Origin of the sequence: Mycobacterium haemophilum DSM 44634 (assembly GCF_000340435.2) — a bacterium.
Taxonomy (GTDB): Bacteria; Actinomycetota; Actinomycetes; order Mycobacteriales; family Mycobacteriaceae; genus Mycobacterium; species Mycobacterium haemophilum.
In genome coordinates, this window is record NZ_CP011883.2 from 4,168,772 (window position 1) to 4,182,484 (window position 13,713).

Below are 13,713 nucleotides of genomic sequence, written 5' to 3' on the forward strand. Positions count from 1 at the left end.
CTGAGCAAACATTTTGTACACGTGCAGGGGCAGCACGCGGATGGTCATACGCCGAGGAGCTGTAGCTCTTCAGCGGTTACCAGACGCTCGTGTTTGGCCGGAAACTCACGACTCTTCACCGGGTGACGAAGCCATGACCAGGCAATTCGCCCCACCCGTGACCGAGGTACTGGTTTGATATGCACAGTGATCACTCCTGCGATCGGTCCGTTCAGGCGGACTCCACCGTGACCTATTGTGTGACGAAGCCCACAATAGACGATTAGACACCCGTTATCTGGCAAACGGCGGAAGACCCGCCGAGAGATTATACGCCTGTTTCTCGTGTGACTGATGTGGCTACTGAAGCGGTGCGGCCGTCGGCTTGACGGGTGCCGGCAACGCGGTTGCGCCCATCAAAAACCGGTCGACGCCCGCCGCGGCAGCCCGGCCCTCGGCTATCGCCCAAACGATCAACGACTGGCCGCGTCCCATGTCGCCCGCAACGAAGACGCCGGGAACCGAAGTATCGAAGTCGGCGCCGCGGGCGACGTTGCCGCGGTCGGTGAACTTCACCCCGAGGTCGGTGAGCAGGCCCGGCTTTTCCGGGCCAACGAATCCCATCGCGAGCAACACCAGATCGGCCTCGAGCTCGAAATCGGAGTTCTCAACCTTGACGAACTTGCCGTCTTGCATGGTCACTTCATGAGCCTTGAGCGCGCACACCCGCCCGTCCTTGCCGACGAACTCCTCGGTGTTAACCGAGAACACTCGCTCGCCGCCCTCTTCGTGCGCCGCCGATACCCGGTACACCAGTGGGTAAGTTGGCCACGGCGTGGATGCGGCGCGGGTATCCGGCGGACGCGGCATGATCTCGAACTGATGCACCTTGATCGCACCTTGCCGGTGCACCGTGCCCAAGCAGTCCGCCCCGGTGTCGCCGCCGCCGATGATGACCACCTTCTTGCCCTTGGCGGTGATCGGCGGCTCCCCGTCGTCGCCGAGGACAGTGTCGTCCAGGTCCCCCGCTGCTACCCGGTTGGCCCACGGCAGGAACTCCATCGCCTGGTGGACGCCGTCCAACTCGCGTCCCGGGATGGACAGCTCGCGCCAGGCGGTCGCACCGCCGGCCAACACCACCGCATCGAAATCAGCACACAGCTGCTCGGCGGTGATGTCAACTCCGACGTTGACGCCGGGCCGAAATTCGGTGCCCTCAGCCCGCATCTGGTCTAGCCGCCGGTCGAGGTGGCGCTTTTCCATCTTGAATTCCGGGATTCCGTACCGCAGCAGCCCACCGATGCGGTCGTCGCGTTCAAAGACCGTCACGCGATGACCCGCACGGGTGAGTTGTTGGGCAGCAGCAAGTCCAGCTGGCCCCGAACCCACCACGGCGACCGTCTTACCGGTCAGCTGCTGTGGCGGCAGTGGTTGCACCCACCCTTCGTCGAAGGCCTTGTCGATGATCTCCAGCTCGATCTGCTTGATCGTCACCGGATCCTGATTGATGCCGAGCACACACGCCGGCTCGCACGGCGCCGGACATAGCCGGCCGGTGAAGTCGGGAAAGTTGTTTGTGGCGTGTAGCCGTTCAATCGCGTCGCGCCAACGGCCCCGACGCACCAAGTCGTTCCATTCCGGGATCAAGTTGCCCAGCGGACACCCGTTGTGACAGAACGGAATACCGCAGTCCATGCAACGGGTCGCCTGATGCCGCAAGGTCTCTTTATCGAAGTCCTCGTAGACCTCGTTCCAATCGCGCAGCCGTAGCGGGACGGGCCGTCGCTTCGGCAATTTTCGCTGCGTGTATTTCAAAAAGCCAGTCGGATCAGCCATGTGCCGCCGCCATGATCGCCTTGTCGACATCCACACCGTCGCGTTCGGCTAACGCGATCGCCTGCAACACCCGCTTGTAGTCCTTCGGCATCACCTTGACGAAGTGTCGTTGCTGCTCGGACCAGTTGGTCAGGATCCGCTGGCCGACAGCGGAATCAGTAGCGTCGACATGCGCCTGGATGGTGCCATGCAGCCAGTCCGCGTCATCGGAGTCAAGGGTCTCGAGTTCGACCATTTCGAAGTTCAAGTTGGCCGGTAGTTCGCCGTCGGGGTCGTAGACATAAGCCGCACCGCCGGACATGCCGGCCGCGAAGTTACGGCCGGTGTGGCCAAGAATGACCGCCTTGCCGCCGGTCATGTATTCACAACCGTGATCACCAACGCCCTCGACCACCGCATGGGCCCCGGAGTTGCGAACCGCGAACCGCTCGCCGACCACCCCGCGCAAGTAAACTTCCCCACTGGTGGCACCGAACAGAATCACGTTGCCGCCGATGATGTTGTCCTCGGCAACGTAGTCCGACGGCGCATTGTCAGACGGCCGCACCACAATTCGGCCACCGGATAGGCCCTTGCCGACATAGTCGTTGGCATCGCCATAGACACGCAACGTAATCCCTTTGGGCACGAAGGCGCCAAAGCTGTTGCCCGCGGATCCCTCGAATGTGATGTCGATGGTTCCGTCCGGAAGGCCTTGGTCACCATAAGCTTTCGTTAGCTCATGGCCGAGCATGGTGCCTACCGTGCGGTTGACGTTGCCGATGGTCGTGGAGAACCTAACCGGCTTGCCGGAATCCAGCGCTTCCCTGCTCATCACGATCAACTGCTGATCGAGCGCCTTGTCCAGACCATGGTCCTGGCGCGAGCTGCAGTACAGGTCCTGGTTCATGAACGCCGACTCCGGCTCGTGCAACACCGGTGTCAGATCGAGCCTGTGCGCCTTCCAATGCGCCCGCGCCAGCGTCGCATCCAGCGCGCCCACCTGGCCGACCGCCTCATTGAACGTGCGGAAGCCTAGCTGCGCCATGTATTCCCGGACTTCTTCGGCGATGAACATGAAGAAGTTCTCGACGAACTCCGGCTTGCCGGTGAACCGCTCGCGCAACACCGGATTCTGAGTGGCCACGCCAACCGGGCAGGTGTCTAGGTGGCATACCCGCATCATGATGCAGCCAGCGACCACCAGTGGGGCCGTGGCGAAGCCGAATTCCTCGGCGCCGAGCAGCGCCGCGATCATCACGTCGCGACCTGTCTTGAGTTGACCGTCTACCTGGACCACGATTCGGTCGCGTAATCCGTTGAGCAGCAATGTCTGTTGGGTCTCGGCCAGTCCTAGCTCCCATGGCGCACCCGCGTGTTTCATCGATGTCAGCGGGGTCGCTCCGGTACCGCCGTCGTGCCCCGAGATCAGGACCACGTCAGCGTGCGCCTTGGATACCCCCGCAGCCACCGTGCCCACCCCGTTCTCGGAGACGAGCTTGACGTGCACCCTCGCCGACGGGTTCGCGTTTTTCAGATCGTGGATCAGCTGCGCCAGATCTTCGATGGAGTAAATGTCGTGGTGCGGTGGGGGTGAGATCAGGCCGACACCGGGGGTGGAGTGCCGGACCTTAGCAACCCACGGGTACACCTTGTGCCCGGGAAGTTGGCCCCCTTCACCGGGTTTCGCGCCTTGCGCCATCTTGATCTGGATGTCGGTGCAGTTCGTCAAGTAGTGCGAGGTCACCCCGAACCGCGCAGAGGCGACCTGTTTGATAGCGCTACGTCGCCAATCCCCGTTGGGATCGGGCTCAAATCGGTTGCCGTCCTCGCCGCCTTCACCGCTGTTTGATCGGCCGCCCAGGCGGTTCATTGCAATGGCAAGGGTCTCGTGCGCCTCAGCGGAAATCGAGCCGTAGCTCATCGCCCCCGTCGAGAAGCGTTTAACGATTTCACTGGCGGGCTCGACTTCATCCAGCGGAATCGGGGGGCGCACACCCGCGCGGAATTTGAGTAGTCCACGCAGCGAAGCCATCCGCTCGCTCTGGTCATCAACGAGGCGGGTGTACTCCTTGAAGATCTTGTACTGCCCGCTGCGCGTGGCGTGCTGCAGCTTAAAGACAGTCTCCGGGTTGAACAGGTGGTATTCGCCTTCCCGGCGCCACTGGTATTCCCCGCCGACTTCGAGTTCGCGATGCGCGCGTTCGTCCGGCCGGTCCAGGTAGGCCAGCCGGTGGCGGACTGCGACGTCAGCAGCGATGTCCTCGAGGGTGATTCCACCGGTTGGGCAGCTCAGCCCGCTGAAGTATTCGTCCAGCACGTCCTGACAGATGCCGACCGCCTGGAACAGTTGCGCACCAGTGTAGGAGGCCAGTGTCGAAATGCCCATCTTGGACATTACTTTCAGCACACCTTTGCCAGCGGCCTTGATGTAGTTGTTCAACGCCGTCTTGCGGTCTATCCCATCGATGACACCCCTGTCGAGCATATCCTCGATCGACTCGAACACCAGGTAGGGGTTGACCGCCGCCGCGCCGAAGCCGATCAACGCTGCCATGTGGTGGACCTCGCGGGCGTCACCGGATTCCACCACTAGACCCACATGGGTGCGGGTGCGGTCACGCACCAAATGGTGGTGCACCCCCGCAACAGCGAGCAGCGACGGTATCGGCGCCATCTCTTCGCTGGAATCGCGGTCGGACAAGATGATCATCCGTGCACCGTCGGCGATGGCCGCTGAGGCCTGCGCGCGTACCTCCTCCAGGGCAGCGGCCAGCCCGGCACCGCCCTCAGCAACCGGGTACAGACAGCGAATCACCTTGGACCGCATGCCGTGCGGACGCCCATTGACCAAGGCGGCGGGGTCGAGATGGATCAGCTTGGCCAGCTCATAGTTCCGCAGAATCGGCTGTTGTAGCACGATCTGGTGGCACGAGTACTCGTCCGGGGAGAGCAGGTCACGCTCTCCGCCCGTGGTGCCCTGCAGGCTGGTCACCACCTCCTCGCGAATGGCGTCCAACGGCGGGTTGGTCACCTGAGCGAACAGCTGGTGGAAGTAGTCGTAAAGCATCCGCGGACGCTGCGACAGCACGGCCACCGGGGTATCGGTGCCCATCGATCCGATCGGCTCGGCGCCGGTGCGGACCATCGGAGCCACCAGCAGGTTGAGTTCTTCGTAGGTATAGCCAAAAGCCAACTGCCGCATGACAAGTCGATCATGAGGCATCCGCATGGATTTTCCCGCCGGCAACTTCTCGATCGGGACCAGCCACTTGTCGAGCCATTCCTGGTAAGGGTGCTCGGCCGCCAGCTCCGCCTTGATCTCCTCGTCAGAGACGATGCGGCCCTGCGCGGTGTCCACCAGAAACATCCGGCCCGGCTGCAGCCGCATCCGGCGGACCACCCTCGACGGGTCCAGATCCAACACGCCGGCCTCCGAAGCCATCACCACCAAGCCGTCGTCGGTGATCCAGATCCGCGACGGGCGCAAACCGTTGCGGTCGAGCACGGCGCCCACCACAACGCCGTCGGTGAATGTCATCGAGGCCGGGCCGTCCCATGGCTCCATCAACGAGGCGTGGTACTGGTAAAACGCCCGTCGCGCGGGGTCCATCGACGCGTGGCGTTCCCAAGCCTCGGGGATCATCATCAGCACCGCGTGGGCCAGGCTGCGCCCGCCCAGGTGCAGCAGCTCGAGCGCCTCATCAAAGCGCGCAGTATCGGAGGCGCCTGGGGTGCAGATCGGGAACAGCTTCTCCATGTCAGCTTTCGACCCGAAGATGTCGGTCTTCATCAACGCCTCACGGGCCCGCATCCAGTTCTCGTTGCCCGTGACGGTGTTGATCTCACCGTTGTGGGCGATGCGCCGGAAAGGATGCGCGAGCGGCCAGGACGGGAAGGTATTGGTGGAGAACCGGGAGTGCACGATGCCCAGTGCACTGGTCAGCCGCTCATCTTGCAGGTCCAGGTAGAACGCCTTGAGCTGCGGGGTGGTGAGCATGCCCTTGTAGACGAACGTCTGGCTCGACAGACTTGGGAAGTAGACGGTTTCGCGGCCCGGCCCGTCCTGGCCGGGGCCTTTGGTGCCGAGTTCGTGCTCGGCACGTTTGCGGATCACGTAGGCGCGGCGTTCTAGCGTCAGGCCGGTGGCCCCCGCCATGAACACCTGCCGGAAGGTGGGCATCGCATCGCGGGATAACGCACCTAGCGACGAATCGTCGGTGGGCACATTTCGCCAGCCCAGGACATGCAGCCCCTCAGCCTCTGCGATCTTCTCCACCGCGGCGCAGGCAGCCGCGGCGTCTTTGGATGACTGCGGCAAAAACGCGATGCCGGTGGCGTAGCTGCCCGTGGCGGGCAGCTCAAAATCCACGACCGCCCGCAGGAATGCGTCCGGGACCTGAATAAGGATGCCTGCGCCGTCACCACTGCGCGGCTCGGCGCCCTGCGCACCACGATGTTCAAGGTTGAGCAGCGCGGTGATCGCCTTGTCCACAATGTCGCGGGTACGGCGGCCATGCATGTCGACGACCATGGCTACTCCGCACGAATCGTGCTCGAACGCGGGGTTATACAGCCCTTGGGAGCCCGAGCGCTTGGCCGTCATTCCCTACCTAACCCTTCACCAGAACGTTCTGCGCGGCCCTCATCAGCGGCTCCGACGGAGCCCCGCCCGGAAGTTGCGGGCCCGACTCCTTCCGCCTTGTCGATAGGCTGCCCGTCAGGCGGAGATAATCCGATTGGCTATCCGTCCGTGCAACGCTGAACGGTGGCCCTGTGACCGGTCTCGACAAGTCGTAAAACGATATGACAAAAACCGCCTGACATGCCAACTTTCCTAATACTAACCTGCCGACGGACGGCAGCGTAAATTCGTCGCGACAGGCGATCAACCCCATTGCGACATGCCGCGCAGCGGCCGGCGATCTGCCCGTGGCCGCCCGAATCGCGCCCGACCGCTGGCCACATCATCCGCTTAAACAAGTTTGCTGAGACTCCGATTGAGCGTCCGCCACCACGACCGTCGAGGTCCCAGACCTCCACCACGCCGGCGGGCCAACCCGGGATAAAGCGTGGCAGAAATGCCACCGGAATCACCCACACCCGCGCGCAAGACATGGCGAAGAAGTTGCGGCGGCGCCCCGGTGCGCCGCCGCTGAGTTTGCACAATACTAATAAGAGTCTAAAGGCGGCTGCTAAGGCGGCTTTAGTGGCGCACCATCGCGCAGCGAACCGGCCGGTGAACGATACTGGACAGACACTGGTTGCGCATCCGGCGTTGGTGGCTGGTCGGTGGGGCTTATCGATCAGGAACCAAAGTGAACACCCGCAGCGGCTCGAGTTCGGTGACCGTCCACACCATCGATCGACCCTTCGGCTGAATCACGCGAGATCGGCTGCCCACCGTCAATGGACCGTCTTCCAGGCGCTTTATCTCACGCATCAACTCCGTCCAGGCCGGCCAGCCCGCCACATCAACCAACAACTGCCACACCTGAGCGGGGGCGCGTGCACGTTTTCTTGCAGCACGCAGCGCAAGCGCATGCGTCACCTCCGTTCACCGCGGCACCGGCATCTTCGCATTAACCGTGGGCGAGCCCCCCACGAGTCTCCGGGACCGCCGCGGCCCGCGCTGCCGGGTCGGCGGTCGCCTCGATCTTGCAGACGAGGTAGTCGCGGACCGTCAGCACAATGACAGCGAACAGCCGCCGCTCCGCGAAGGCCAGCATCGCCGGTCCCCCGCAAGCGGGTAGGGGTACATCCCGCTCGCGGGGGCGTGCCCCCAGCCCGACCGGGCTGTTGACCAGTGTCACTCCTGGCCCCAGATAGCGCAGCAGGTTGGTAGCCACGGCATGCGGCCCGTGGTTAACCTGCGGAGGCGGTGCCGGGTCCGCGAGAACTGTGCCCACTCCCCAGACCGTCGGATCCAAGACAGCGGTCAACGCCGCGAGATCGCCGTTGGCGCATGCGGTGATGAACTTCTCGGTGACGAGCTGATGCTCGGCAGAGGCCACCTCGCTCGGCTTCGGTTGCGCCTTCGGCTGTGCCTCAGTGAACTTGGCCCGCGCGCGCCGGGCCAGCTGGCGGCAGGTCCCAACGGGGCGGCCCACGGTTTCGGCGATGCTGTCGAACGGGACCCCAAACACGTCGTGCAGCACGAAGGCCACTCGTTCAGCGGGACTGAGCCTGCGTAGGACTTCTAGTAGCGCGGTGCGAATCTCGTCGTCGAGCGTGACCTGGTCGGCTGGGTCCAGTGACCGCAAGTCGTCAAACATGGCCTCCTGGCCGAAATCTCCCGGGCGTTCATAGCGGGTTCGCGCCGAGCGCACCTGATCGAGACACAGTCGGCTCGTGACCACCGTCAGCCAGCCGCGGATATCGTCTATCTCGTTCGGGTCAACCCGCGCGAGCCGCAGAAAGGCCTCTTGCGCAACATCTTCCGCGCCACCCACATCACCGAGCATTTGGTAGCCGAGATTGACCAGATACGGACGATGACGGCGCCAAGCATCACCGATTTGGTCACTACGTGCCTGCGATTGGTCCATGAATCATCGACGATCTGGCGCGGAGAAAAGTTACCTCTGCCAACCGTAACTTTCCCACCCTTTGGCCCGTCCTAGGTTTAGAGCTTAAGCACACAGAGGAGCCCGACCATGACGATCGTGGTAACCGGTGCGACCGGCAATGTGGGCCGCCCCCTCGTCGCCAAACTGTGCGCCGCAGGCACCCACGTGCGCGCCGTCACCCGAACACCACAGACCGCGGGGTTTCCCGATGGCGTGGAGGTGTTGGGCTCGGCGAACGACGCGTTACCGGGAGCGGCGGCGGTCTTCCTCAATTCCCGCGCGCTAGGCCCAGAAATCGACGCCCTGCCCAACATGGTGGCCCAATCGGTGCGCGCCGGGGTCACCAAGCTGGTTGCGCTGTCGGCTATCAACGCCGACGACGACTTCTCGCGGCAGCCGTCCCGATTTCGTGGGGATCGCAACAAGGAAGTCGAACAGTTGGCCATCGACTCGGGCCTGGCATGGGTGAGCTTGCGGCCCGCGGTTTTCGCCACCAACTTCGCCGGGTTGTGGTCCACGCAGATCCGTGCCGGTGATGTGGTGGCCGGGCCATACGCCCGGGCGTCCAGCGTGCCAATCATCGATAGCGACATCTCAGCGATCGCGGCGCGCGCACTGTTGTCCGAGGAGTTCGTCGGTCAGCAGATCCCGCTGACTGGTCCGCAGACGTTCACTAACACAGAGTCGGTGGAGGTTATCGGCGGCGTCGTGAATCGCCCGCTGGCATACCGAGAGCTACCTCCAGGCGTTGTACGGCAGCAGTTCATCGCCTTGGGTTTTACTGCCGAATTCGCCGACGCCTACCTAGCCCTGCTCGCCGACACGCTCGACAAACCCGCCCTGGTCACCCGCGACGTGGAAAAGATCCTCGGCCGGTCGGCCCGCACCTTCACACAGTGGGTGTCCCAGCACCGCGGCCTGTTCAGCAAACAGATCGAGACAGAGAGGCACCGTGACATGTCCAATCCACGTCCGCCGCGCTACCTCAAACCCATGAACAAGGTGATGATGGCGGTGCAGAAACTCGGGATAGCAACTGGCCCGGCAATGGTGCTGACGGTGCCCGGCCGTACGTCGGGCCGGCCGCGCAGCACCCCGATGACCCCGTTCGAATTTGCCGGCGGTCTGTACGTGGTGGCTGGTTATCCCGGCGCCGACTGGGCGGCAAATGCCAGGGTTGCGGGCTCTGGAACATTGGCCCGCGGGCGCCGATCCCGGCGGGTCAGGATCACCGAACTCACCCCCGAGGAAGCGCGCCCGGTGCTGCGGGCGTTTCCGATCAAAGTTCCGGTTGGCGTGGGATTCGCTAAACGTTCGGGAATGGTGCGCGATGGGACCCCGGATGAATTCGAGGCTCTAGCGGGCCGGGTTGCCGTATTCCGATTCGAACCGAGTTAAGTGCTAATCCGCCGTAAAAGAAAACGCCAAACATATAACAGCGCGAGAAATCAATTGATTTCTCGCGCTGTTTCGACACCAGCCAGGCCCATCGATCACTACCCCCACCGCTGACCCCTCGAATCGGCGGCCCGGAGGCTAGCTGGCTATGCCGATTTCGCGGATTCGCGCACTGGGTATCCGTGGCGCTCGGCCAGAGATCGCAGTTGGCCCAACGCAAACGCCCGTGCCCGGCCGGCTTCAGGAATCACGACCCCCGCCCACAGCCCTTCCGCACCCGACAGCTCGCACGCGTCCCGAGCACACAGCCAGCGACGGGGGCAAGCACGACACAACGCTTTGGCCTCATCATCAGGAGTCGTTGTCCAGCGGTCAGGGTCCTGCGTGCAAACGCCCAGCGGGATGTTGTAGAGAGCTGTTGCGGTCATCGCTACGTTCCTCCAGAAAGCATTGCAGTTCTGCGTCCTACTGCTCGGTAGGCTATAGCACGAACCGTCGCAGTGCAACAGTTATGTGGAATGCCGGTCCTGGGGGCTCGCAGGCGCCGCGTCACCGTGCCTGGGGACCGTCCAGTTTCTCGAGGTTGACCTGTTGGAAAGCGGCTTCGTCACGGTGCACGAAGGCGCGCCAAGCGAGACGGTTCCGGCGGCTGCCCCGCCGATAAACCGTTCCATTTGTCTGGGTCCAAACCGCGAACCGTAGCGGTAGCGGTGGTTCCTCCGGGACACGACTCACCGCCGGCGTGCCAGACCCGCACGGCGCAAACGTAGCGAAGCCTTACCATCGGGCGAATGCAACGGTTAGAATCGGCATGGCCGAGGGCCCGCTTTGATGCCCGCCACTACCCGTCTATACCCCGCCTACACACCCGCCAGCGAGGAAAAACCGCCGATGGCCAACGCCAAGTCACCTGCCGAACCGGCAGTGCTGGTCGTGCACAGCGGCGAAACGTCGCACGCGATCGAGCCCGGCCGTGGCGTCGTGACCATCGGACGCGAGCCGCAGGCGGGTGTGCAGATCGACGATCCACGCATCTCCCAAGAGCATCTGCGGGCGGAATCTTCCGATGGGCAATGGCGGATCGTCGACAGCAGCCCGAATGGCATGTTCGTCGACGGATTACGGAAGACGTCTGTGACGGTCACCGACAAGACCGTCGTCCGGTTCGGGAACCCCACTTCCGGCAAGGCGCTGACGTTTGAACTCGTCAAGCCGCCCACACACGATGGCCAGCCCGCTGAGGACTCGGACGATATGAGCAACTCCGCAGCCAACGAGCAGGATCCAGGTTTAGCTCGGGCCGGAGCGGCCGCTGCTGCACGCCGTCGTGAACTCGACATCAGTCAGCGCAGCCTCGCAGCCGACGGGGTCATCAATGCGGGCGCACTCATCGCCTTTGAAAAGGGCCGCAGTTGGCCTCGCGAACGAACCCGGGCCAAGCTTGAAGAGGTCCTGCAGTGGCCCGCCGGGACGATCGCGCGGATCCGGCAGGGCGAGCCGGCCACCGGCGAAACACGCACCCCATCGCCGCGTCCCGACGGCCCCACCTCCGATGCCCCGGCGCCTGACGGCCCGGCGTCGCTGATCGCGCAGGCGGTCACTGCTGCCGTAGACGGCTGCAGCCTGGCGATCGCCGCGTTGCCGCCGACCGATGATCCGCAGTTCACCGAACGAGCAGCCCCAATCCTTGCTGATTTACGCCAGCTCGAGGCGATTGCCGTCCGCGCAACCCGCATCAGTCGGATTACCCCGGAATTGCTCAAGGCGCTGGGCGCGGTCCGCCGTCACCACGACGAGCTGATGCGGCGCGGGGCGACCGCCCCAGGCGCCACTCTGGCCCAGCGCCTATATGCGGCCCGGCGGCGGGCCAACCTTTCGGCCCGCGAGACTGCACAAGCAGCCGGCGTCGCAGAAGAGCTCATCGTCCGCGCAGAAGCTGAGGAAGCTTTACCCGCCAGCGCCGTCGATGCCATCGAAGCGCTGCTGAGCCAGATCAATTGAGGCGGACTCCGGGACACCACACCCAAGCGCCGTGCAGCCCCACGGTTCGCCGCCGACGTCGATGTCGTCGCGACGCTTTGTGCTCTCCACCCGCTTAGTTGTCGAAATCGCTCGTCTAACCCAGAAATTCGTGCACGAACCCCCCGGGGTGCGCTGCTAAGCTCAATGTGCGGTGCAAAGGTGCACATAAAGTGACAGTGCACAGGATCAGCGAGTGTAAGGAAGCGCTTAAATGTCGGGAAGCGGAATTTGCGATAGAACAATTGGTACCATTTCCGGCTTGTTGCTAATGCTTGGTGAGGGCATCCCCGACCCAGGCGATGTCTTCAAAGCCCCTTCGTCTATGTTCACGTCAATCGCCACCGAGATCGGCAAGGCTGTTCCCGGTATGGACTGGGTCGGCAAGGCCGCGGATGCCTATTCCGCTCAGAATCTCGCCAACCAGCTTCGCGCGCAGACGATGAGCCAGGTCGACAGATTGACCAACAACTTTGTGTCGAATCAGGCCGAATACGTCACTAACACCCGCAAGGTCCTGAACGCCATGAAGAGCATGGTTCAGGGAACGCGCAAGGCGTGCAAATGGCTTGAAGACCATCTATGGCTCGTCGGCGATGCGGCTTCGTATGCGATCGCCATTCCCGCCTGCGGCCTTGCGATGGCGGTCGTCGGTGGCGCCATGCTCTATTTGACGATCATGACCCTGGTCAACACGACCAATCTGCAGGGAGTGCTGGGCAACTTGCTCGACATGATCGCGAGCTTGCCGAAGGACTTGCTCAACTTGATTCCCGGGCTGATCGACTGGATTGGTGGCTTGATACCCAACATCCCCGGCATCTGGCCGCCAAACTTCAACATCCCCGACTGGTCAGACTGGATCCCCAAGATGCCCGACTTCAAATGGCCCGACCTCCCGAGCTTCCCGGGCTTCCCGGACTTTAAGTGGCCTGACCTCCCCGGATTCCCGGACTTTAAGTGGCCCGACCTCCCCGGCTTCCCGGACTTCGAGTTCCCAGACTTCAATATTCCCGGTTTCCCCAGTTTGCCCGGCATCATTCCCGGTTTCCCCAGCTTGCCCGGCATGCCGAGCTTGCCCAACTTGTTCCCTGGCTTGCCGAGCTTGCCCGACTTGTTCGGCAACATCGGCAAGTTGCCCCAATGGGGTGATTTCGCCAAGTTGCCCGACTTCTTGGGCGGCATATTCGGCACGCCCTCGTTGAATTTTGCCAACGTGATCCCGCTTAACCAGCTGCCAGCGATGAGCCAGCTGACGGCAACCCTGGGTCAGTTGACTCAACTCACCGGGAGCGGCGGGGGCTTGCAACTCGCCCAATCAGCCGGCTCAATGGCCGGTTCGCAAGCCGGCTCGCTCGTCTCGCAAACCTCGCAAGGGGGACAGCAGCAAGGCACCCTCGTCAGCGACGTCAAGAAGGACGACGAAGAAGAGGGCGCCGGTGCGGGCACAGCCGGTGCGGAGCGCGCTCCGATCCAGGCGACCGGTGGGGGCACCACCGGAGAGACGGGTGGACGCGTCCTGTGACGCCGTCGGCGACCTCACGCCTAACGGGCAAAAACCCTAGCGGGCCAAGACCATAACAAGTAGAAAACGTACCTAGAGGAGGAGATAACTCATGACAACGATTCTGGGCGTCATCCCGTCATGGCTGCAGACACTGGGCGGGATGCAAAACACCATCTCGGGCGATGTCAAAACCGCGACCGGGAAAGTCACGGGAATCAGCCAACGAGTCTCGCAGACGCACGGGTCATACACTTCACAATTCAACAATGTGCTGGCCACGCTAGAGACCACCCGCAACCAGGCAGGCACCGGCGTCGCAGGGGTTTCCAGCTCGCTTGGCTCGAGTCTGCTGCAGGCCGCTGCCGCCTACCTGAATACCGATATATTTGGCGGCCAGACGCTCAACAAGACGGTTAATATGTGACT

Annotated in this window: 9 protein-coding genes and 1 pseudogene; 5 read left to right on the plus strand and 5 right to left on the minus strand. The window is 63.2% G+C overall.

The features are described 5' to 3' along the window. Positions 1-339: 339 nt before the first annotated feature. The 4 genes from B586_RS19400 to sigI form a co-directional block, all read right to left on the minus strand. Positions 340-1,815: a glutamate synthase subunit beta gene (locus B586_RS19400; RefSeq protein ID WP_054879083.1), complete on the minus strand. Its 1,476-nt coding sequence runs from the start codon at positions 1,813-1,815 to the stop codon at positions 340-342. Continuing rightward, entirely contained in the window at positions 1,808-6,400 is a 4,593-nt protein-coding gene (gltB, locus tag B586_RS19405) for a glutamate synthase large subunit (RefSeq protein WP_054879082.1), read from the minus strand. Before gltB ends, B586_RS19400 begins: the two co-directional genes overlap by 8 nt. Positions 6,401-7,093: 693 nt before the next feature. Then, entirely contained in the window at positions 7,094-7,345 is a 252-nt protein-coding gene (locus B586_RS19410; RefSeq protein WP_236971335.1) for an SRPBCC family protein, read from the minus strand. A 31-nt stretch (positions 7,346-7,376) separates the two neighbouring features. Beyond that, entirely contained in the window at positions 7,377-8,342 is a 966-nt protein-coding gene (sigI, locus tag B586_RS19415) for an RNA polymerase sigma factor SigI (protein WP_054879081.1), read from the minus strand. Between the two features lie 108 nt (positions 8,343-8,450). On the opposite strand from sigI, the pseudogene B586_RS19420 reads away from it, so the two are divergent. Both B586_RS19420 and B586_RS20565 read left to right on the plus strand, forming a co-directional pair. Beyond that, positions 8,451-9,290: pseudogene (locus B586_RS19420) on the plus strand (NmrA family NAD(P)-binding protein); the annotation flags it as partial. Positions 9,291-9,320: 30 nt separating this feature from the next. Next, on the plus strand, positions 9,321-9,761 hold the full coding sequence (locus B586_RS20565; RefSeq protein WP_047316828.1) for a PNPOx family protein: 441 nt from the start codon (positions 9,321-9,323) through the stop codon (positions 9,759-9,761). A gap of 146 nt (positions 9,762-9,907) precedes the next feature. Here the strand turns inward: B586_RS20565 and B586_RS20570 are convergent, their stop codons facing one another. After that, positions 9,908-10,189 (minus strand): WhiB family transcriptional regulator, encoded by a 282-nt coding sequence (locus tag B586_RS20570; RefSeq protein WP_082129660.1) that lies wholly within the window; start codon positions 10,187-10,189, stop codon positions 9,908-9,910. Positions 10,190-10,592: 403 nt separating this feature from the next. On the opposite strand from B586_RS20570, the gene espM reads away from it, so the two are divergent. The 3 genes from espM to B586_RS19435 all read left to right on the plus strand — a co-directional run bounded on the left by espM (position 10,593) and on the right by B586_RS19435 (position 13,711). After that, positions 10,593-11,762, plus strand: a complete 1,170-nt coding sequence (gene espM / locus B586_RS22645) for an ESX-1 type VII secretion system transcriptional regulator EspM (protein WP_156166613.1) — start codon at positions 10,593-10,595, stop codon at positions 11,760-11,762. A gap of 232 nt (positions 11,763-11,994) precedes the next feature. Next, positions 11,995-13,305: an EspA/EspE family type VII secretion system effector gene (locus B586_RS19430; RefSeq protein ID WP_054879080.1), complete on the plus strand. Its 1,311-nt coding sequence runs from the start codon at positions 11,995-11,997 to the stop codon at positions 13,303-13,305. A 91-nt stretch (positions 13,306-13,396) separates the two neighbouring features. Continuing rightward, positions 13,397-13,711: an ESX-1 secretion-associated protein gene (locus B586_RS19435; RefSeq protein ID WP_047316817.1), complete on the plus strand. Its 315-nt coding sequence runs from the start codon at positions 13,397-13,399 to the stop codon at positions 13,709-13,711. Positions 13,712-13,713: the final 2 nt, after the last annotated feature.